Genomic DNA, 21041 nt, shown 5'->3' with positions numbered 1-21041 from the left:
CAGCCTGCCTTGGCAATGCCCCCTAAGATCTTGCAAGGGTTCCTTCACCTTGAGCCAGGGATACATCCGAATGGGCTATAGCCGGAGATCGCTTCGCGCTGAAGAGTNAGACCGCCGCTGCTGGGGGCCAAACGGAGATGTCCGATGGGTGTGGCAGGCTGGCGCTTTGCGCATATGACGAGAACTCTCCNCGTCCGGGCGGTCGTTATCGGCGTGCTGGAAGAGTTGCCGTTTATCTGCCCGGTGGCGGTCGCAATCGGCTCGCTGATCATGATCGGCATCACGCTCTGCAAGGATTGGCCGCAGTGAGGCGACCCGACGACCAAGGCGTGCTCAATCATCTATCGAATGATCTGCAACCTTCTTGCGCGCCTCGATATGAACCGTGCCAGCATCGAGCACACCGCCGTGCACGTCTGCTTGGCCCCAATTGGCGCGAGAGCAGACAATCCGGGACCGCCGCTTTGGGCCTAACGCGGACAAAGTCAACCGAAGCGCGCCTTGACCAAATCTGTGGCTAGGAGTGAGAGTACCGATGACGTGGGTACCGGATTGGAGCGATGTCATGGTGCAGATAGCTCGATTGGCTGCGGGTAGCCTAATCATGCTGACAACGATGGTTGGGCCCGGCGGTGCAGCAGAGCAACAGTTCTCTTGCAAAGGGCAGGTCGTTCAAGAAATGACCAATCCGGCCGTTCAACCAAAACCAATCGATCTGAACGTGAAGTTGGGCGACACGAACAAGCTGTTCATAACGACGGGCGACGGAAAAATGCTTGCTCCCCGCATTACCAGCAATAACAAGATCCAACTTAAGTTTGCGACGAAGGAGTTTGTTGGAGAATATTTCCACTATACCGGCGATCTATTCCTCATCTACAACTCTGGGCCGCTCGCGCGGCTCAATTGCTCGCGCTCCTGACCCCAATCGATGGGGCATGCGAGCGAACATCCGCCTTTGCGCATTGGCGGCTTTCGCTTTGTGTCCAAAAGCGGTAAGGGCCAGAGCGAGCGAACGTTTTCCACTTTGCTCCTCAAATGACGCAAGGCGTTGGCGCGAGGCCGTCGCAAGGCAGTACAGCGCGGCGGGAGCGCAGGGCATACCGGACCGCAGCGGCGGCAGGGCCGTAGCGGGCCCCGCCCGAGCATTTATCCGGCGCCTGTGCGGCCTGACTTCGGCGCATCAGCGGCCTTCCTAGAGGAGCCGGCAGATATGGCACAACGGCGGACACATCGGGTCAGAGACGTTGTATTTATTGACTTATTTCGTCATACCCGGTTCACAAGGGGAGAAGGAAGGTGGCAGCGTGAACTAGGCGCCGCTACCCTAAGAAAAATCGCTCCAGCTCAGATGCCTTGCATCGAGATCGCCGAGCGTGACGGCATCGCGGATCTCCTGCGGCGTATGAAAGGCGCTGCGGAGATACACGAGTGGAACGGCCAGCGCAGAATGGGTGACGCTGCGAACCTCGCCGACGAAAATCGAATGCGTCCTCGTTACGAATTCCTGCGCCAGCACGCAGTCGAATGCGGCGACCGCATCCACCAGCAAGGGGACGCCAGTGACGCCTTGCGTCCATTGCCCGAACGCAAAACGGTCGTCGCCGTTGACGCCCTTCTGTCCGCTGAAGGTCAGTGCCAGCAGTGCGTGGTCCTCGCTGAGGAAGTTGACGGCGAAAGCGCCGTCCTCGCGGATGCGCGCGTGGGCGCTGGCATTGCGGTTGACGCAGGCGATCAGCGACGGTGGATTGTCCGACAGCGAGCATGCCGAGGTCACGGTCAGTCCGGTGCGCTTGCCGTTGTCGGTGCCGACCGTCACCAGCGCAACCGCGCCGGCGCATTGCCGCATCGCCTGCTTGAAGTCCTTTGCATCGATCGTCACGCATGATCTCCACGAATGAGAGCGGGTGCGGGATGTGCGTCCCGCACCCGCACGTCGTCACGCCGCCTTGCGCGCGCTGCCGAGATGCTTCAGCCTCGGCATCACCTCTTTCTTCAGCAGCGCCAGCGAATGGTGCCAGGCTTCCGGCTTGTGCTTGTAGTCGAAGCCGAATACCAGGAGCACGCCGAAGCCGCCGACCTCCTCGTAGATCTTCTCGATCTTCTCGGCCACGGTCGACGGCGAGCCGACGATCCAGTTGCGCTTGGCGCAATATTCGACCGTGACGTCGCTGTCGGACACGTCTGGTGCATGCTTCAGATAGTCCTTGAAGCCGAAATGGCCGAGCAGCGGCAGGAAATACTCGCCCATCATCCGGCCCATCATGTCACCGGCCGAGAGCTTCCAGGCCTCCTCGTCGGTGTCGGCGACGAACACCTCGCGCACCAGCCGCCAATCGCTGCGGTTCGGCTTCCGGCCGGTCTTGGCGGCGCCGATCTCGACGGAGTCCCAATGGCTGCCGACATAGGCCGGATTGAGATTGAGGCTCATCGGGATGAAGCCGCGCTCGCCGGCGAGCTTCAGCGTGTCAGAGTTCTTCGAGAGGCCGGCGACGCCGATCGGCGGATGCGGCGCCTGCACCGGCTTGATGTGGGGTTTCAGGAAATCGAACATCGTGTCGGGCTTGGTCACCGTCCAGTATTTGCCCTTATGGGTGAAGGGCGCAGGCTCGGTCCAGAGTTTTAGAATGATCTCCAGCGCCTCGCGCGTCATCTCGCGGTTCTGCCCGCTCATGCCGTCGACGTTGAACATCGCCCAATCGCTCGGCAGCCCCGAGGCCGCGACGCCGAAATTCAGCCGTCCTTCCGAGAGGTGATCGAGCATCGCGACTCGATTGGCGAGCTCAGCCGGGTGGTGATAGGGCAACAGGAAGCCGCCCGGTCCGATCCGGATGTTCTTGGTCTGCAACAGCGCCTGCGCGATCAGAAGGTCGGGCGTGGGATTGGGCTCCCAGGGCGCGGTATGATGCTCGCCGATCCAGGCCTCCTGATAGCCAAGCTCATCGAGCCAGCGCATCGTCTGGAGGTCCCAGTCGTTTCCTTCCTTCAAGCCGCACTCCGGCGGATGCGAAGGCATCGTGAAATAGCCGATCTCCATGGTGTTTCCTCGTTCAGTTGTTGACGCGTCTTGGCTGCGCGGTTCCGGCAAAAGAGCAAGCGGTGTGCCAGCGATGTGGGCACACGGCGAGCCGAGAAAGGGCTGGTTTGCGCGTGCAATAGTCGATATCTGAGGGACGGATGCAGGAGCTATCGTCTCATTGTCGCGAGACGATGTCTTGGCGGTGAGACCAGGCGAGTCCTGATGTCAGGACCAGATGATCAAATCAGGGGACGTGGGGTATCATGACGGAAGCTGCCTATGTCGCGGTGGATTGGGGCACCACGAGCTTCCGGCTTTGGCTGATCGACCGTGACGGCCAGGTTCTGGCTGAGCGCCGCAGCAGCGAAGGCATGATGGCGGCGGCCAGGACCGGTTTTGCCGGAGTGCTGCAATCGCATCTGGATGCGGTTGGAGCGGGAAGCGATCTGCCCGTTCTGATCTGCGGCATGGCCGGCGCCCGCCAGGGCTGGGTTGAAGCCGGCTATGTCGATACCCCGGCGCCGCTCGCCGCGATCCTCGCGCGCGCGGTTCCCGTCGCCGGACAGGCGCGTGACATCCGCATTCTGCCCGGCATTGCGCAGCGTGACGCTGCCGCGCCGGATGTGATGCGGGGCGAGGAGACCCAGTTGCTCGGCGCGCTTGGTCTCGACCCAGCCGGCGAGGCGCTGGTCTGCATGCCCGGCACGCATTCGAAATGGGTCAGCGTCAGCGGCGGAACGGTCGCGCGTTTCGCCACCTTCATGACGGGCGAGCTCTTCAGCGTCGTCTCGCGCGAGACGATCCTCTCGCACGCGGTCACTGCTGCCGACGACGCGGAGGACCGTGAGGCGTTCAGGTCAGCGGTTGCGGCCGGGTTCAAGACCCCGGCATCCGCGGCCAACCTTCTGTTCCAGGTGCGATCGCGGCAGCTCTTGTTCGGCGGCACGCCGTCTGCGGCGCGCGAAACCATCTCGGGCACCCTGATTGGGATCGAACTTGCGGCAGGGCTCGCGCACGGCCGGCCGCAAAGCGGCATCAGGCTGGTTGCGTCGGGACGGCTTCAGATGCTGTATCGGCTGGCGTTTGAAACACTCGCGGTGGCGGTCGAGCCGATCGATGCCGACGAGGCGTCGCGCCGCGGCCTTGCGATGGCGGCGCGTGCCATCTGGACGAGATAGAAGGAATCTTGAAATGACCGTGCCATTTCCGACGATGAAGCGCCCGCTGGTCGCAATCCTGCGCGGCGTGAAGCCCGACGAGGCCGACGTTATCGTCAGCGGGCTGATCGAAGCCGGTATGACCGCGATCGAGATTCCCCTGAACTCGCCCGATCCATTCCGTTCGATCGAGATCGCGGTGAAGCGCGCACCCGCAGGCGTGCTGGTCGGCGCCGGCACGGTGCTCACGACCGCCGATGTCGACCGGCTGAATGAGGCCGGCGGCAAGCTACTGGTGGCTCCGAATGTCGACACGCAGGTGATCGCGCGCGCGCATGAGCACCGCATGGTGACGATGCCCGGCGTGTTCTCGCCGACCGAAGCGCTGCTTGCGGCGAGGGCCGGCGCCTCGAGCCTGAAGTTCTTTCCGGCGAGCGTGCTGGGCGCCGCGGGCATTGCCGCGATCCGCGCCGTGTTGCCGGCAAGCGCGATGATCGCCGCGGTTGGCGGTGTCTCCGACCAGAACTTTGCCGAATACGTCAAGAGCGGCGTTCGTGCCTTTGGCCTTGGCAGCAGCCTCTACAAACCGGGCATGACGGCGGCGGATGTCGCCGCGCGCGCCAGGGCGACGATCACGGCCTACGACCTCGCGATTGGGGGCGTGTGAGAGCGGAGCGTTAGCTTCGTCTTGCCGAGGGCCACACCAGCCGCTCATGCCGGCGCGCAAAGCGCTGCCAATGCAGCACCGCGCCGACCAGCAGCGCAGGCACGAAGCCGAGGATGATCAGGAAGTTCGGCAGCGGTAGCGGCGAAATGAATTCGATGGCGATGTCCGAGATCAGCCACAGCGCGGCGAACAGCACGGCAAAATCGGTGCGCGGAAAGCGCAGGTAATAGAAGATCGCGGTGATGATCACCGCAGGCCCGATTGCGACGCCGATCATGACCGCGGTCAGCTCTTTCGGCGTCAGCGCGTCCAGCACCATCGACGCCAACAGCCATATGGCGGCGAACATGGCGATGATGTCGATCGGGTGCCGCACTGCGGTTCCTCTGGTGGAATCCGCGTTATCGTTGTGGCGCTTACGCCGGCCGTCAAGCCCCAATGCGCCTATTCTTCCTCGCTCCCCGGCGTCGGCCGCAGCATGAAATGGCCGAAAGCCGACGCGATCGGCTTGTCCGGGGCGTCCTGCCAGGCCCTTGCCTCGAACGCGACGATGCGCCGGCCCTGCTTGACGATCGAGACGTTGGCAAAGCTGTCGAGGGCGCGGCCGGAGCGCAAATAGTTGATCGTCAGTCCGATCGGCTTGGGTGGCGCGGAGATTCCGAGCTCGCGCGTCACGCCGACGATGGCGGTGGTCTCTAGAAACGCGCCAGTCATGCCGCCATGGATCGCGGGCAGGATAGGGTTGCCGATGATCTTGGGCGAGAACGGCATCATCAGCGTGCCGTCGTCCTGGACGCGGATGCCGAGGCAGCGCGCGAACGGGCTGTTGGCGAAGGTACCAGCCGGATCTTCCGGTACGTCCAGCGTCGGGATGCTGCGCTGGTCGCTCGCGCGGTCGGCAAGCATGTTGGTGCGGTTCGCGCCGATCATGAAGCAGGCAGTCGCGGTTGCAACCGGGTCGTCCTCTGATTCCTGGTAGGCCGTCGAGCGCACGAAGGCGATCGAGCGCGTGGTGCGAAAGCAAATCGAATGCGCTCTGATGTCGAGGCCGGGCGTGGCCGGCTTCTGGTAGTCGATGCGCAAATCCAGCGTCGCGATCGCGCGCGTGCCGTCCAGCGCGAGCTGCACCGCCATGCCGCAGCTCTCATCCAGCATAGCGGTGACGACGCCGCCATGCAGCACGCCGGTCTCGGTGTCGCCGACGAAGGCGGGACGGTAGGGCAGGCTCGACCAGGCTTCGCCAGGCGCTGCGCGGTCGAGCCTGAGCCCGCTGATATGGCCATAATCGGAGCGGCGGCCCTTGATGGCCTCGGCGAGCGCGTCGAACGGGAGCGTTGTATCTTGCGATTTTGCCATGGCTACCTTTTAGACCGTTCTGGTGGCTTCCGCAAAATCGCGAGCATCATTCGGGGCTCGACAGGCGAGTGCGAAGCAACGATGCTGTGGGACCATCTGTTTTGAGAACGACGAGGAACCCCATGGCAGACCCCAACGCGCCGGCGACCAATCAAGGGGGCGTGACCATCTCCACGGGAAGCGCCGAGCGGGCGCCGCTCATCTATTTCGATGGCGTCTCCTGCTTCGGTCACCACAATGGCGCGATCCAGATCGAGCTCGCCGCGAACCTTTTGATGCCGGTCGGTCCGGGCGTGCGGGTCGATGTGATTCAGACCGGACACATCCGCTGCAGCCCGGCCGCCGCCATCGCCTTGCGCGAAGCGCTCGACAAGGCCCTCGCCATGATGCAGCAGGGCCAGCAGCAGCCGACGGAAACGATCCCGGTGATGAAGAATTGAAATCCAATGTCGTCCTGGCTTTGGCCAGAACGACGATTCGAGGGACGCGCGAAGCCGCTCATCCCTTCGTCACGTGCACCTTCGGCTTCTTTCCGGCATTCCACTTGCCGTCGATGGCGCGCTCGATTTGTGCTGCGAGTTGCAACAAAAGGCCGTCATTGGCCTGCTTGGCGATGCCCTGGATGCCGAGCGGCAGGCCAAGCTCGTTCTCGGCGAGCGGCAGTGAGATCGCCGGCATGCCGCAGAGGTTCGCCAGCGGCGTGAAAGCGAAATTGCGCCAGAGATTGCCGAACCAGTCCAAAACGTCCGGATTGTCGGAGATCGTGAGATACTCCCTGGTGCCGACCTTCGGCGTGGGCAGCGCGGTGACCGGCGTCAGGATGACGTCCCACTGCTCGAAAAACGCGCCGAAGCCGCGCGATGTCGTGTTGAACACCGCCTGCATCTTCGCCCGTTCGGCAAAGCTCGTGTGGCGGCCCGCCTCCCAGATCCGGATGTTCATAGGCTCGATCAGATCTTCCGGCGGCCGCTCCAGCCCGCGCGCGGCGAGCATGTTCGAGATCATGACGGCGAAGTTGGAGATGTAGCAGGTGGTCTGCGCCTCGAAGGCGGCGCGGAAATCAAGCTCGGGCAGGGCAAAGTCGACGTGATGGCCGAGGCCTTCGAGCAAGCGGCCGACCTTTTCCAGCTCGGCTGCGATGTGCGGCGTCGCGCGATAATCGCCCCATTGGTGCGACAGCGCGATGCGCAGCTTGGCCGGATCGCGCTTGATCATCTCGCAGTACGGCTGCGCCGTGGTCCAGAACGGCATGAACTCGCCGGGCGCCGGGCCGCGGGCATGATCGACGAAGGCCGCAGTATCGCGCACGCTGCGCGACTGGCAGCCCTGGATCGAGACGAGCCCGGTGAGATCGGACATGTGCGGCGCGAGCGAGAACACGCCGCGCGACACTTTCAGCCCGATATTGCCGTTGACCCCTGCCGGAATGCGGATCGAGCCGCCGCCGTCGGTCGCATGCGCAATCGGCACGATGCCGGCCGCCACCGATGCGGCGCTGCCCGCCGACGAGCCGCAGGTGGTGTAGTCGGTATTCCAGGGATTGCGGGTGACGTAGACGGCCGGGTTGTCGGCCGAGCTGCACACGCCGAACTCGGGCGTCGTGGTGCGTCCGATCAGGTTCAATCCGGCCTGGCGGAATTTCGATGTGAGGAAGGTGTCGGCGCCTGTGCGATTGCCGCGCATCAGCAGCGAACCCATCTCCTGGAGGCGACCTTTCATGGTGGGCCCGAGATCCTTCATCAGGAAGGGCAGGCCGGCGAACGGGCCGGTGAGATTGGCGCCATCCTTGGCGGGATCCGCGATCACGTCGTCGAACAGCTCGACCACGCCGGACAGTGCGGTATCGACCTTCGCCACCGCTGCCGCGGCCTGGCGCGCCAATTCGGCAGGCGTGAGCTCGCCCTTTTTGACGCACGCAGCCAGCGCCACGCCATCATGCTGCGCCCACTCATTCCAGCTCATCGGCAAAGTCATAGCGATTCAATCCTCTCGTTCGGCGGCGACCATAGTTTCGCGAGAGGGCGTGTCAATCGACGGCACCCGCATGGCAGCGCCGCCGAATCCGGCGATTTCGCCGGTTGTTCTGCCGGCGCGCTCGCCCGGGCTAAATCCTGAGATTGAAGTCCTTCGACGAGTCGCGCCGCAAGCGTTGTTCGAATGCGAGTTGGAGAATGACGATAGCTCAACGTACTGCGTCATTGGGAGCGCAGCGTAGCAATCCAGAAATCTTTCCGCGGGTACATTCTGGATTGCTTCGCTGCGCTTGCAATGATGAGATCGCGGAAAGAGCATGGTACACTCTTGCGCCCCGGCTCTGCAGTGCACCACGCAGTGGTGCGCTGCAGAGCCGGGGCCTATACCGCCGAGGCTGCGTATGGCCTCTGGGTCCCGGCTCTGCGCAGCAGCGCTCACGCGCTGTAGCGCGTCCGGGACACGAGAGTTGTCCTTTCCGGCCATAACCAGCCGAATGTGGCGAGATCGCATCAAGGCAACAAAAAATCCCCTGTCGACGGTTCCCTGTCGTACCTTGATGAATCAAGTCGGGATGGTCCATAAGCGGCGTCCCGCGGGCCGTCGGTTCGGTTCGCGTCGCGTGCTTGGATTAGAGGAAACTGGCGTGGCAAACATCAACCAGAAGATTGCGCAGGAGCTCGGGGCCCGGGAGGAGCAGGTTCAGGCGGCGGTGGAGCTGCTCGACGGCGGCGCCACGGTTCCGTTCATCGCCCGCTACCGCAAGGAAGCCACCGGTGCGCTCGACGACGCGCAGCTCCGCACGCTGGAAGAGCGCCTCGTTTACCTGCGCGAGCTCGAAGACCGCCGCAAGGCCATCCTCGAATCGATCCGCGAGCAGGGCAAGCTCGACGCCGCGCTGGAGGCCACGATCATGGCCGCCGACAGCAAGGCGCGCCTCGAGGATATCTACCTGCCGTTCAAGCCCAAACGCCGCACCAAGGCGGAGATCGCCAAGGAGGCCGGCCTCGAGCCGCTCGCCAACCAGTTGATGGCGGAGCCCGCGAACGATCCGAAGGTGGTGGCCGAAGCGTTCATCAATGCCGAGAAAGGCGTGGCCGATGCTGCCGCCGCGCTCGATGGCGCCCGCGCCATTCTCGTCGAGCGCTTCGACGAGGACGCCGACCTGATCGGGAGCCTGCGCGAGGAGATGTGGACCAATGCTCGCATGGCCTCCAAGGTGCGCGAGGGCAAGAAGACCGAGGGCGAGAAATTCGCCGACTATTTCGACTTCTCCGAGCCGCTGACAAAACTCCCGTCGCACCGCATCCTTGCGATGTTCCGCGGCGAGAAGGAGGAGATCCTCGATCTCCAGATCCAGGCCGAGGCCGAAGCGCCGCCGGCGGGCGTGCCCAGCGCCTATGAATTGAGAATCATGAAGCGGTTCGGCATCGCCGACCTCAAGCGTGCGGGTGACCGCTGGCTGATCGACACCGTGCGCTGGGCCTGGCGCACCAAGATCCAGGTGCATCTCAACATCGATCTGCGGATGCGGCTGTGGAACGCGGCCGAGACCGAGGCCGTGCGCGTGTTCGCCTCCAACCTGCGCGACCTGTTGCTGGCCGCTCCTGCCGGCACCCGCGTCACCATGGGGCTCGATCCTGGCTACCGCACCGGCGTCAAGGTCGCGGTTATCGATGCGACCGGCAAGGTGGTCGACACCACCGCGATCTATCCGCACGAGCCGCAGCGGCAGTGGAACGAATCGCTCGCGATCCTCGGCAGGCTTGCGCTGAAGCATCGCGTCGAGCTGATCGCCATCGGCAACGGCACCGCTTCGCGCGAGACCGACAAGCTGGCGACCGAGCTGGTGAAGGGCCTCGCTGAGCTGAAGATGACCAAGATCGTAGTGTCGGAAGCGGGCGCGTCGGTCTATTCGGCCTCCGCCTTCGCGTCGCAGGAATTGCCGGGCCTGGACGTGACCCTGCGCGGCGCGGTCTCGATCGCCCGGCGCCTCCAGGATCCGCTCGCCGAGCTGGTCAAGATCGAGCCCAAGGCGATCGGCGTCGGCCAGTATCAGCACGACCTCGGCCAGGCCAAGCTCGCCAAGTCGCTCGATGCTGTGGTCGAGGACTGCGTGAACGCCGTCGGCGTCGACGTCAACACCGCATCTGCGCCGCTGCTCGCGCGCGTGTCGGGCGTAGGTGCGGGCCTTGCCGCAAGCATCGTGCAGCATCGTGACGCCAACGGCCCGTTCAAGTCGCGCAAGGCGCTGAAGGACGTGCCGCGACTCGGACCCAAGGCGTTCGAGCAATGCGCGGGCTTCCTGCGCATCGTCGGCGGCGAGGATCCGCTCGATGCCTCCGGCGTCCATCCGGAAGCCTATCCGGTGGTGCGCCGGATCCTTGCGGCCACCAAGAGCGACATCAAGGCGCTGATCGGCAGCAGCGAGATCGTGCGTACGCTGAAGCCGAAGGATTTCGTCGACGAGACCTTCGGTTTGCCGACTGTCACGGACATCCTGCGCGAACTCGAAAAGCCGGGCCGCGACCCGCGCCCGGCGTTCAAGGCCGCGGTGTTCAAGGAGGGCGTCGAGGAGATCAAGGACCTCAAGAAGGGCATGATCCTCGAGGGCACGGTGACCAACGTCGCAGCCTTTGGCGCCTTCGTCGATATCGGCGTGCACCAGGACGGCCTCGTGCACATCTCGGCCATGTCCAAGAATTTCATCAAGGATCCGCGCGAGGTGGTGAAGCCCGGCGATATCGTCAAGGTGAAGGTGCTGGACTTCGAGGTTGCCCGCAAGCGCATCTCGCTGACGCTGCGCCTCGACGACGAGGTCGGAGCCACGAAGGACGCGCCTGGCATGCAGCGCGATAATTCGCGCAACGCCGGCCGCATGACTTCGTCGGCGCCGCGCAAGCAGGAATCCTCCGGCGGCGGCGCGCTCGCCGAAGCCCTGCGCCGTGCCGCCGAAAAGAGCGGTCGCGGCAAGCCGGCCTGAGGCGCGGAGCCAAACTAACTTCCGCGTCAGAATCTGGCGCATTTGTAAGTTGAAGGAGCCCGTCTATTCTCATCTCCTGAGCCTCCTCAGGCGGCGAGGCATGTCGCCGCACTGCAAGGAGGTTTTCCGATGAACAACAGGCTTCTCACAGGCCTCGTCGCAGCGGCAGTTGCCGCGACGCTGGCGGTTGCGTCGCCCGTCCTCGCGCAGCGCGGTGGCGGCGGGGGGCATGGCGGCTTTGGCGGCGGTGGCGGCGGGCATTTTGGTGGCGGCGGCATGGGCGGCGGCATGGGTGGCGGCATGCGTGCTGGTGGCATGGGCGGCGGTATGGGTGGCGCTCATTTTGGCGGCATGGGCGGTGCTCGTTTTAGCGGAGCGAGTTTTGGCGGTGCGCGCTTCGCCGGCGCGAGTTTTGGTGGCGCGCGCTTCGCCGGTGCACCGATTGCAGGCCGTGCCGCCTTCGGACCGCGCTTTGCAGGCAGCCCAATGGCCGCCCGCGCGGCTTTCGTCGGGCCGCGCTTCGCCGGCGCCGGCTTCCGCGGCAGGCCCTTCATCGGCCGCCACGCCTTCTTCTTCCGGCACCATCGCTTCAATCGCTTTGCCTTCTTCGGCGCGCCCTTCATCTATGCCGGCTATTACGACGGCTGTTGGCGCCGGAGCTGGACGCCCTGGGGCTGGCAGTGGGTCAATGTGTGCGGGGACGACTGGTACTAACATCGCGTGACCGCACCGTTGTCGCGATCGCCGCCGGGCAGTTCCGCCCTGCCCCGGAACGGGATAGTCTGGTGGCGATCGTCGCGCGGAGTTGAACCATGACCGGAGGTCACCGCCGCATTCTCGTCGTCGAGGACGACCTGGAGACCGCAGGCCAGCTCGCAGAAGAGCTGACGACGAGTGGCTACGAGGTCGATCTCGCTGCGACCGGGCGCGAGGCGCTCAGCCGCGGCAGCGCGCGCGACTATGCCGTGATCACCATCGACCGCATGTTGCCTGACATCGATGGCATCACGGTGATGCGCCAGCTGCGCGACGACGGCATCGCCTCGCCCTTCCTGATCATCTCCGCGCTCGGCGAGGTCGACGACCGCGTGCGGGGCTTGCGCGCCGGCGGCGACGACTATCTGGTCAAGCCGTTCTCCTTCGTCGAGCTGCTCGCGCGCCTCGAGGCGCTCGGCCGCCGCAGCGAGACGATCGCAAAGGAGACGATCCTGCGCGTCGGCGATCTCGCCATCGATTTGATCTCCCGCAGCGCCAGCCGCCGCGGCAAGAAGATTCCGCTGCTGCCGCGCGAATTCCAGCTGCTCGAATATCTGGTCCGCAACGAGGGCCGCGTCGTCTCCCGCGCGATGCTGCTCCAGCACGTCTGGGACCTGCATTTCGATCCCTCCACCAACATCATCGACGTCTATGTCGGCCGCGTCCGCCGCAAGGTTGACGACAGCCAGGCCTATCCGCTGATCCACACCATCCGCGGCATCGGATATTGCCTCCGTGCTCCTGGCTAAGACGCTCAAGTCATCGACGTTCCGCCTGGCGCTGATCGCGATTGCGGTCTTCGGCCTGATCGTCGCGGCAATCATCGCCTATGTCTATTTCGGAACGCTCGCCTATGTGCAGAGCCAGGTCGGCCATGTCGGCGATCACGACGGCTTCACCGGGATGATCGAGCTCGCCATGATCGCGGTCGCCCTGCTGCTGCTGGTGCTCGCCGCGGTGGCCGCCGTGCTGGTGACGCGGCGCACGGTCGGCCGCATCGAGCAGATCAATGCCACCAGCCGCGCCATCATGCTCTCCGGCCTCGATCAGCGCATCCCCTTGCGCGGCAGTCACGACGAATGGGACAGCGTCGCTGAAAACCTCAACCACATGCTCGACCGCATCGAAACCCTGATGGGCGAGGTCAAGCAGGTCAGCGACAACGTCGCGCACGATCTGCGCACGCCACTGACGCGCATGCGCGGCCGTCTGGAGAAGGCCTATCACGCCCCGCGCAACAGCGAGAATGATGCGGCGCTGATCGGCGACACCATCGCCGATCTCGACGCCGTGCTCGGCATGTTCGCCTCCATCACGCGAATTTCCGAGATCGAAACCCGCGCGCGCAAGGGCGCGTTTCGCGAGCTGAACCTCGTTGAGATCGCCGGCGAGGTCGTCGAGCTCTACGATGCCGCGGCCGAGCAGGTCGCAACCCGTCTCAATTTGACGGGCGATCGCGAGGTCAGGGTCACCGGCGACCGCGACCTGCTGTTCGACGCTATCGCCAACCTCGTCGACAACGCCATCAAGCATGGCCGCGCGAGCGGGCAGGTGAGCGTGACCTGCACCTCCAAGGACAGCGCCGCGGTGATCGCGATTGCCGACGACGGCCCGGGCATCCCGGCAGGCCAGCGCGACCAGGTGTTCAAGCGTTTCTACCGGCTCGAGCAGAGCCGCTACACGCCCGGCAATGGTCTCGGCCTGAGTCTCGTCGCAGCCGTCGCGCGCCTGCACGGCGCGGAGGTCTCGCTGCGCGACAATGCGCCGGGACTGACCGTCGCACTCAGATTCCCGCCGCCCTCCGCGCTGTGATCCTACAGGTTGATCACGCCGCGCCGCGCGGCATGGGCGACCGCGTCGGTGCGGCCGGTGGCATCCAGCTTGTCGAGCAGCGAGCCGACGTGGAACTTGACGGTGTGCACGGAGATGCCGAGCTGGCGCGCGATCATCTTGTTCGAGGCGCCCTCTGCCATCAGCGCGAGCACGTCGAGTTCGCGCGGCGTCAGCTCGATATCGGCCGGCGAGGGCTGCTGGTCGCGTACGACCACCGCGGCCGGGGCTCCCGGCGCGACCAGCCGCAGGCCCGCGATGCTGCCGAGCAGCAGTGCAAGTCGATCGGCGAGAGCGGGGTCGCCGACTTCGAGCGCGACCGCGATGTCCTGCGTCGTGTCCTCGCTCACGCCTCCGGCCTCTCGCCGATCGTGACCTTGAAGCTCACCGGCTCGCCGCCACGCCGCACCGCGACGTCGACGACCGAACCCACGCTCTCGGGTCCGAGGGAGCGCGACAGCGCGCGGACGCCAGCGAGCTTCTCGTCATTGACGGCGACGATGACGTCGCCCTGCCTGATGCCGGCCGCGGCAGATGGCCCGGACTTGTCGACATTCATCACCATCGCGCCGACGCCGTCATCGAGCCGCACCGGTTGCAGGCCGAGCCCGAGATAGCCGCGTGCGATCCGGCCGCGCGTTTCGAGCTGCGCTGCGACGCGCTCGATGGTGGCGGACGGGATCACCAGCACGCGCCGCGGTCCCTGCACCGCCATGCCGAACGGCTCGCCCAGGGCATTCAGCGCGAGCCCGCCCTCATGGCTGCGGCGCAGTCGCACGTCGAGCTCGATCCGGGCCTCGATGTCGCCGCCGCGCAGGCTGCGCCAGCGTGGGCCCGCGAGCGACACCATGCCGAGAGATGCCGTGGGTGCGCCACGGTCGGCCGCGACGACGACGGCGAGCGAACCGAGCGCGGGGGCGGCGGAGGCGGAGGTCAGCTTGACCGGCGGGATATCGGCATCGACGCGCAGCAGTGCGATGTCGGTGGTGTGGTCGCGGCCGGCAATCGTGGCCGTCCGCGTGCTGCCGTCGGCAAGCCTGATCTCGACTTCGCCCTCGTCAGCCAATGCCTCATCGGCGGTGATGATGAGGCCCGCCTTCCAGGCAAAGCCGGAGGCGCGCAACCGATGCGAGTGAACGGAGACGAGCGAAGGCGCGGCGCGCGTAACGACATCCGAAAGCGCTGACGAGAGCGCGGCAAGGGGGGTGGGGTCGGTCATGGAAGGCTCCTGTCGGTTGCCCCAAATCTGGGATGCCGCGGGCGCTCTGAAAACTGGCCGGATGGCCAGGAAGCTCCGTAATGGTCCGGCCGACGAACATGTGATTGGGAGGAGGTCACGGGAACGTGTAGCAATCGGCCGGCCATTGCGCCTCGCGGCCTCAACGCGTTTTCGAGAAGACCCCGGATGACCATCGACCTTACCCGCCGCACGCTGCTTCATCTCGCTGGCGCCACCACGCTCGCGGCGGCCGCTGCGGCCGCGGCAAGCGCCGAAGGCAATCCGGTCAACGTCGGGCCGACCTATGCGAGCCGCACACCGATGCGCGTCGGCATGGTGACGCTGCGGGTCAAGAATCTCGATACCGTCGCCGACTACTATCGCGACGTGCTTGGCCTCACGGTGATGGAACGCTCGGCGGGGGCAGCGCGGCTCGGCGCCGGCGGTGTGACACTGCTCGTGCTGGAGGCGCGGCCGGATGCCGCGATCGAGCCGCGCAGCGCGGCCGGCCTCTATCACACCGCCTTTCTGATGCCGACGCGCAAGGATCTCGCGCGCTGGCTGGTGCATGCCGCCTCGCATCGCGTGCCGTTGTCGGGCTTTGCCGATCATCTCGTCAGCGAGTCCGTCTATCTCGACGATCCCGAAGGCAACGGCATCGAGGTCTATGCCGACCGCGATCCTTCGCAATGGCAGTGGAGCCAGGGCTCGGTGAAGATGGCAACCGACGAGCTGAACATTCCGGACCTGCTGTCGCTCACGAATACCCGCGTCAGCGACTACGCGAAGGCGCCGGAGGGCCTGCGCGTCGGGCACATGCATTTGCGGGTCGGCGATCTCGCGCAGGCCGAAGGCTTTTATCACGGCACCGTCGGCCTCGATCCGACCCGCCGCCGCAACGGTGCCGCGTTCCTCTCCTCCGGCCGCTATCATCATCACCTCGGCATGAACGTCTGGCAGAGCCAGGGCGCCGGCCGCCGCGACGCCACCACGACGGGGCTTGCCTGGTTCTCGCTGGTGACGGAGAAGCAGGACATTCTCGCCGCCCAGGACGAGCGCCTGCGCAAGGCAGGCGCGCAGGTCACGGCGCTAGCCAACGGCGTTGAAGCCGTCGACCCCTGGGGCACGCGGGTGCGGCTGCTCAAGGTGTGAGGCGACAGCTAGGTAGTGTCTCAGTTTGAATTTATCTTTCCCAAATTCTCGCAATAATCCCAAAGACTAGGGTTGCGGCTCCCACCACCGTCAAGATTCCTACAATGAGAAATTCAGCCTGGATCCACTGTTCGCTGAAAGTACCTTCAAAAAACCGAAACCAGACCAGAATGGTGACAAGGAGGACGGCCGCAGTTAGAGCTGCTTTGAAACAAAACTTTGAAAACTTCACGAGTGGGTCCCTATAACTATGATCGACGGCCAATCCCGTCCCCGCTATTCGCGGTCCTTACAAGAAGCGAATTGCCGATGAAATTTCAAACTGAGACACTACCGACAGCTAGAGCTCGATATATTCCCGCTCGCCGGTCTCGGGCCGCGTGAACACAGCCACGCGGCGCTTGGTCTCGGGATCGATGAAGCGCTCGCCGGTGTCGACCCAGCCGGGACCTGCAGGCCGCCTGGACGCCGGCTTGTAGCGCGTGTCGTAGATGAGGCTCAGGATCAGGCCGATGCCCACGAAGGTGAGGGGCACGCCGAACGGAAAATAGTGGCCGGCGATCAGGAGCACGGCGGCAATCACGAGCGCGGCGATCCCGATTGGCAAAGCCATACTCTGCTCCCTGTGGCCTAGCGCGAGGCCTCGATCACGACCGCGGTGCCGTAGGCCACGATCTCGCTCATGGTCTGGCCGATCTCCGCGGAATCGAACCGCATCATCACGATCGCGTTGGCCCCCATTGCGGTGGCGTTCTCGACCAGGCGGTCGATGGCGTGGCGGCGGGCATCTTCGAGCAGCCGCGTATATTCGGGGATCTCGCCGCCGACGATCGAGCGCAAGCCGGCGACGATATTGCCGCCAAGTCCGCGGCTGCGGACGACGATGCCAAAGCACTGGCCGAGCGTCCGGACGACGCGGTGGTTGGCTACGTTCTCCGTGGTGACGATCAGCATGTGGCTTTCCCGACAGGTTGGCTGCAACGTCCCATTAGTCCGTCCATGCAGCAGGCGGGTTCATTCGCCGGCTTGCTTGTCGGCCTCACGGGGGCATGTTAGCACCCGCGAAACCATACGGGCGGACCTGCAACGCCCGATCTGCCGCAGGGTTACCTGACATGCCCGATTTCCACGGCGTCTTCCCCTATCTCGTCTCGCCCGTCGATGCGAACGGCATCGTGCGCACCGGCGTGCTCGGCCGGCTCTGCGACGACCTGATCGGCGCCGGCGTGCATGGGCTGACGCCACTCGGCTCGACCGGCGAGTTCGCCTATCTCAACGCCGCACAGCGTATGGCGGTCGTGCAGACCACGATCGAGACCGCGAAGGGCCGCGTGCCTGTGGTGGCCGGTGTTGCCTCGACCTCGACCGCCGATGCGGTCGCGCAGGCCATGGCGTACCAGAAACTCGGTGCCGACGGCATCCTGGCGATCCTCGAGGCCTACTTCCCGCTCGCGGATGCGCAGGTCGAATCCTATTTCCGCGCCATTGCGGACGCGGTCGACATTCCCGTTGTCATCTACACCAATCCGCAATTCCAGCGCTCCGATCTCACGCTCGACGTGATCGCGCGCCTCGCCGAGCACCCGCGCATCGGTTACATCAAGGATGCTTCGACCAACACCGGCCGGCTGCTGTCGATCATGAACCGCTGTGGCGACAAGATCCGCGTGTTCTCGGCTTCCGCACATATTCCGGCCGCGGTGATGCTGATCGGTGGCCTCGGCTGGATGGCGGGACCAGCCTGCATCATCCCGCGCCAGAGCGTCGCACTCTACAATCTCTGCAAGGACGGACGCTGGGATGCGGCCATGGCGCTCCAGCGCAAGCTGTGGCGCATCAACGAAGCTTTCGCCCGCTTCAACCTCGCCGCCTGCATCAAGGCAGGGCTGACGATCCAGGGCTATGACGTCGGCGACCCCATTCCGCCGCAGGCGGCGCTGACCGCCGAGCAGCGCAAGGCCGTCGAGGCGGCGCTGCGGGATCTTGCATAATTGTCATTCCGGGTTCGATGCTACGCATCGCCCCGGAATGGCGAACATGTCGCGGCATGACGAATTTGCAGGTCCTGCCCGCACAAAACGTCGGCTGGCCTCGTTTGCCTCGATCCGCTAAAAGGCGGCCGCACTTTGAGGCTTAGAGGACAAGCGGAATGAACATTCTTCCCGGCAATTTGCGTTTCGGAGCGGGCAAGCCAGTCAAGCGTTTGGAAGACCAGCGACTGCTCACCGGGAAGGGGCAGTTCATCGACGACAAGCCGGAGGACGGCGCGCTGTGGCTGCACGTGCTGCGCTCGCCGCATGCCCACGCAAAAATCGTGTCGATCGACACCAGCGCAGCGGCGACGATGCCTGGTGTGACCGCGATCTACACCGGCGCCGATCTGATCAAGGACAACATCGGCGAGATTCCCACGCTGAACATCTTCAGGCGTCCCGACGGCAAGCCGATGACGGTGCCGCCGCGCCGCCTGCTCGCCCATGAGGTCGTGCGCTATGCCGGTGAGGCCGTTGCGGCCGTGGTCGCCACCTCGGGCGTTCTGGCGCAGAGCGCGGCCGAAGCGATCGTGGTCGACTATGACGTGCAGCCTGCGGTCGTCGATCCCGTCGAGGCGGTGAAGCCAGGTGCGCCCGTGGTGTGGCCGGAGGCGCCCGATAACATTGTCGGGGCGATGGCCTACGGCGACGCTGCCAAGGTCGAGGAAGCCTTCGCGAAGGCTGCGCATGTGGTCGATCTCGATCTCGTCAGCCAGCGGCTCGTGCCGTCTGCGATGGAGCCGCGCTCGACCATTGCCGAGATCGAGAAGAAGTCCGGCCGGCTTCTCCTGCACGTGCAGTCGCAGACGCCGGCCTCGACCCGCGACGTGCTCGCGGGAGCGGTGCTGAAGCGGCCGATCGAGAGCGTGCGCGTGCTGGTCGGCGACATCGGCGGCGGCTTTGGCCAGAAGACCAACCTCTATCCGGAGGACGGCATCGTCGCCTATGCCGCGACCAAGCTGAACAAAAAGATCCGCTGGCGCGGCGACCGTACCGACGAGTTCGTCGGCGGCACCCATGGCCGCGATCTCACCTCGACCGCCTCTTTCGCACTCGACGAGAAGGGCAAGGTGCTGGCCTATCGCGTCAAGTCGATCGGCTGCACCGGTGCCTACTCCTCGGGCGCCGCCAACATCATCCCGCTGGTGCTCGGTCCCTTCGTGCAGACCGGCGTCTACGACCTGCCGTTGGTGCATTTCGAGATCAAGACGGTGATGACCCACACCGCACCGGTCGGTGCCTATCGCGGCGCGGGCCGCCCCGAGGCTGTGTTCATCGTCGAGCGCCTGTTCGACGCCGCCGCGCGAAAAATCGGCATGGATCCGCGCGCGATCCGCAAAGCCAATTACATCAAGCCGGCTCAGCTCCCCTACACCAACGCTGCCGGGCAGGTCTACGATTCCGGCGCCTTCGCGCACATGCTCGACCGCGCCGCGAAGCTTGCCGATTGGGAGGGCTTTGCCGCGCGCAAGCGTGCTGCGAAGAAGAAGGGCCTGCTCTATGGCCGCGGGCTCACCTCCTACATCGAGTGGACCGGCGGCCGCGCGCACACCGAGAAGGTCAGCCTGCACGCGACCTCACAGGGCCGCGTCATCCTGCATTCCGGCACCATGGCGATGGGGCAGGGACTACAGACCACCTACACCCAGATGATCTCCGACACGCTCGGCATTCCCCTCGACAAGATCGACGTGGTGCAGGGCGACACTGATCTTGCGACCGGCTTCGGCAGCGTCGGTTCGCGCTCGCTGTTCGTCGGCGGCACGGCGGTCGCGGTCTCCTCGAACGACTTGATCCAGAAGGCGCGCGAGAAGGCGTCGAACATGCTCGAGACCTCGGTCGAGGACATCGAGTATCAGGGCGGCATGCTCACTGTGGTCGGCACCGACCGCCGCATCAGTCTGTTTGAACTCGCCGAGAAGGAGGAGGGCGCCAAGCTCAGCGTCGATTCCGAAGGTGAGGTCGATGGACCTAGCTGGCCGAACGGCACGCATGTCTGCGAGGTCGAGATCGATCCGGAGACCGGCGTATCCCGCGTCGTGCGCTACACCACGGTTGACGACGTCGGTGTTGCCGTCAATCCGATGCTGGTCACCGGCCAGATCCATGGCGGCGTCGCGCAGGGCATTGGGCAGGCACTCTATGAGGGCGTCGCCTATGACACCGAGGGCCAGCTCCTCACCGCGAGCTACCAGGACTATTGCATCCCGCGTGCCGACGACGTGCCGCCGATCGAGGTGACGCTCGACGATTCCGCACCCTGCCGAACCAACCCGCTCGGCGCCAAGGGCTGCGGCGAATCCGGTGCCATCGGCGGCCCGCCCTGCGTGACCAACGGCGTGATGGACGCGCTCAGTGAGCTCGGCATCGCCCAGCTCAACACGCCGCTGACCCCGCAAAAGATCTGGCGGGCGATCCGGGACGCGAAGGCGGGAGGGTAGGCGCTACGTCGCGTTTTTACGTCGGCTGTCGCCACAGCCCCAACTCGTCGTCCCGGGGCGCGCGAAGCGCGAGCCCGGGATCTACCGTGTCGGTTGTCAAGCAATGGCAGCTCCTTTCCAGGGCTGACCTGACTTGAGGACGGCGTTGGCGAAGACGACGAGACGGCGCAGGACGGCGATCAGGGCGAGCTTGGCGGGTTTGCCCTTTGCGATCAGCCGCTCGTAGAAGGGTCGCAGGACAGGGTTGTGCCTGCTGGCTGCGATGGCGGCCATGTAGAGGATATGGCGTACGGCCGCTCGGCCACCATGGATGCGTGCGGGAGCAGCCATGGTCCCACTCTTGTGGACGAACGGAGCCACTCCAATCAGGGCCGCAGCCGCTTTGTTGTCGATCCGGCCGAGTTCCGGAACGGAGGCGAGCAGGACGAGCCCCGATTTGGGGCCGATCCCTTTGATG

General features: G+C 65.1%; 22 protein-coding genes. 12 read left to right on the top strand and 10 right to left on the bottom strand.

The features are described 5' to 3' along the window. Nucleotides 1-144 precede the first annotated feature (144 nt). Both YUU_RS60705 and YUU_RS0143160 read left to right on the top strand, forming a co-directional pair. Nucleotides 145-309: a hypothetical protein gene (locus YUU_RS60705; protein ID WP_198031952.1), complete on the top strand. Its 165-nt coding sequence runs from the start codon at nt 145-147 to the stop codon at nt 307-309. Between the two features lie 256 nt (nt 310-565). Then, entirely contained in the window at nt 566-922 is a 357-nt protein-coding gene (locus tag YUU_RS0143160; protein ID WP_027527757.1) for a hypothetical protein, read from the top strand. Between the two features lie 405 nt (nt 923-1327). Here the strand turns inward: YUU_RS0143160 and YUU_RS0143155 are convergent, their stop codons facing one another. Both YUU_RS0143155 and YUU_RS0143150 read right to left on the bottom strand, forming a co-directional pair. Next, the gene (locus tag YUU_RS0143155; protein WP_027527756.1) at nt 1328-1882 is read right to left on the bottom strand and encodes a flavin reductase family protein; all 555 of its coding nucleotides are present in this window, start codon (nt 1880-1882) and stop codon (nt 1328-1330) included. 57 nt (nt 1883-1939) lie between these two features. After that, the gene (locus YUU_RS0143150; RefSeq protein WP_027527755.1) at nt 1940-3037 is read right to left on the bottom strand and encodes an LLM class flavin-dependent oxidoreductase; all 1098 of its coding nucleotides are present in this window, start codon (nt 3035-3037) and stop codon (nt 1940-1942) included. 245 nt (nt 3038-3282) lie between these two features. Between YUU_RS0143150 and YUU_RS0143145 the strand changes: the two genes are divergently transcribed. Beyond that, nucleotides 3283-4197: a 2-dehydro-3-deoxygalactonokinase gene (locus YUU_RS0143145; protein WP_027527754.1), complete on the top strand. Its 915-nt coding sequence runs from the start codon at nt 3283-3285 to the stop codon at nt 4195-4197. 13 nt (nt 4198-4210) lie between these two features. Next, nucleotides 4211-4843, top strand: a complete 633-nt coding sequence (locus YUU_RS0143140; RefSeq protein ID WP_027527753.1) for a 2-dehydro-3-deoxy-6-phosphogalactonate aldolase — start codon at nt 4211-4213, stop codon at nt 4841-4843. 10 nt (nt 4844-4853) lie between these two features. Here the strand turns inward: YUU_RS0143140 and YUU_RS0143135 are convergent, their stop codons facing one another. Next, the gene (locus YUU_RS0143135; protein ID WP_027527752.1) at nt 4854-5219 is read right to left on the bottom strand and encodes a hypothetical protein; all 366 of its coding nucleotides are present in this window, start codon (nt 5217-5219) and stop codon (nt 4854-4856) included. Nucleotides 5220-5287: 68 nt separating this feature from the next. Further along, entirely contained in the window at nt 5288-6199 is a 912-nt protein-coding gene (locus YUU_RS0143130; protein ID WP_027527751.1) for a PaaI family thioesterase, read from the bottom strand. A 122-nt stretch (nt 6200-6321) separates the two neighbouring features. Between YUU_RS0143130 and YUU_RS0143125 the strand changes: the two genes are divergently transcribed. Further along, on the top strand, nt 6322-6639 hold the full coding sequence (locus tag YUU_RS0143125; protein WP_027527750.1) for a hypothetical protein: 318 nt from the start codon (nt 6322-6324) through the stop codon (nt 6637-6639). Between the two features lie 58 nt (nt 6640-6697). On the opposite strand, the gene YUU_RS0143120 is transcribed toward YUU_RS0143125, so the two are convergent. After that, nucleotides 6698-8173, bottom strand: a complete 1476-nt coding sequence (locus YUU_RS0143120; RefSeq protein WP_027527749.1) for an amidase — start codon at nt 8171-8173, stop codon at nt 6698-6700. Between the two features lie 643 nt (nt 8174-8816). Between YUU_RS0143120 and YUU_RS0143115 the strand changes: the two genes are divergently transcribed. The 4 genes from YUU_RS0143115 to YUU_RS0143100 all read left to right on the top strand — a co-directional run bounded on the left by YUU_RS0143115 (nt 8817) and on the right by YUU_RS0143100 (nt 13721). After that, a complete protein-coding gene (locus YUU_RS0143115; RefSeq protein ID WP_027527748.1) occupies nt 8817-11153 on the top strand; it encodes a Tex family protein in 2337 nt (778 codons plus the stop codon). Nucleotides 11154-11282: 129 nt separating this feature from the next. After that, nucleotides 11283-11867, top strand: a complete 585-nt coding sequence (locus YUU_RS0143110) for a pentapeptide repeat-containing protein (protein WP_027527747.1) — start codon at nt 11283-11285, stop codon at nt 11865-11867. Nucleotides 11868-11965: 98 nt separating this feature from the next. Then, nucleotides 11966-12658 (top strand): response regulator transcription factor, encoded by a 693-nt coding sequence (locus tag YUU_RS0143105; RefSeq protein WP_027527746.1) that lies wholly within the window; start codon nt 11966-11968, stop codon nt 12656-12658. Continuing rightward, nucleotides 12645-13721, top strand: coding sequence for a HAMP domain-containing sensor histidine kinase (locus tag YUU_RS0143100; protein ID WP_027527745.1), 1077 nt, complete (start codon nt 12645-12647; stop codon nt 13719-13721). The genes YUU_RS0143105 and YUU_RS0143100 overlap by 14 nt, the downstream gene beginning before the upstream one ends. A 2-nt stretch (nt 13722-13723) precedes the next feature. Here YUU_RS0143100 and YUU_RS0143095 read toward each other — a convergent pair whose 3' ends face one another. Next, entirely contained in the window at nt 13724-14089 is a 366-nt protein-coding gene (locus YUU_RS0143095) for a response regulator transcription factor (RefSeq protein ID WP_027527744.1), read from the bottom strand. Next, nucleotides 14086-14958 carry a S1C family serine protease gene (locus tag YUU_RS0143090; RefSeq protein ID WP_027527743.1) on the bottom strand — a complete coding sequence of 291 codons (873 nt, stop codon included), beginning with the start codon at nt 14956-14958 and terminating at the stop codon, nt 14086-14088. Before YUU_RS0143090 ends, YUU_RS0143095 begins: the two co-directional genes overlap by 4 nt. Nucleotides 14959-15144: 186 nt before the next feature. Here YUU_RS0143090 and YUU_RS0143085 point away from each other — a divergent pair, with 186 nt between their 5' ends. After that, complete coding sequence (locus YUU_RS0143085) at nt 15145-16110, top strand: VOC family protein (RefSeq protein WP_027527742.1); 966 nt, start codon at nt 15145-15147, stop codon at nt 16108-16110. Between the two features lie 340 nt (nt 16111-16450). Here YUU_RS0143085 and YUU_RS0143075 read toward each other — a convergent pair whose 3' ends face one another. Beyond that, nucleotides 16451-16723 carry a hypothetical protein gene (locus YUU_RS0143075; protein ID WP_027527740.1) on the bottom strand — a complete coding sequence of 91 codons (273 nt, stop codon included), beginning with the start codon at nt 16721-16723 and terminating at the stop codon, nt 16451-16453. Nucleotides 16724-16740: 17 nt separating this feature from the next. Beyond that, nucleotides 16741-17064 carry a YbjQ family protein gene (locus YUU_RS0143070; protein WP_027527739.1) on the bottom strand — a complete coding sequence of 108 codons (324 nt, stop codon included), beginning with the start codon at nt 17062-17064 and terminating at the stop codon, nt 16741-16743. Nucleotides 17065-17225: 161 nt separating this feature from the next. Between YUU_RS0143070 and YUU_RS0143065 the strand changes: the two genes are divergently transcribed. Both YUU_RS0143065 and YUU_RS0143055 read left to right on the top strand, forming a co-directional pair. Beyond that, nucleotides 17226-18101: a dihydrodipicolinate synthase family protein gene (locus YUU_RS0143065; protein WP_027527738.1), complete on the top strand. Its 876-nt coding sequence runs from the start codon at nt 17226-17228 to the stop codon at nt 18099-18101. A gap of 158 nt (nt 18102-18259) precedes the next feature. Beyond that, nucleotides 18260-20584 (top strand): xanthine dehydrogenase family protein molybdopterin-binding subunit, encoded by a 2325-nt coding sequence (locus YUU_RS0143055; RefSeq protein ID WP_027527737.1) that lies wholly within the window; start codon nt 18260-18262, stop codon nt 20582-20584. 96 nt (nt 20585-20680) lie between these two features. On the opposite strand, the gene YUU_RS0143050 is transcribed toward YUU_RS0143055, so the two are convergent. Next, nucleotides 20681-21041: transposase (locus YUU_RS0143050; RefSeq protein ID WP_027527736.1), on the bottom strand; the 361-nt coding region annotated here is incomplete at its 5' end.

The sequence above is a fragment of the Bradyrhizobium sp. Ec3.3 genome (genome assembly GCF_000472925.1).
Lineage (GTDB): Bacteria > Pseudomonadota > Alphaproteobacteria > Rhizobiales > Xanthobacteraceae > Bradyrhizobium.
This window is presented reverse-complemented; position numbering and strand designations above follow the sequence as displayed.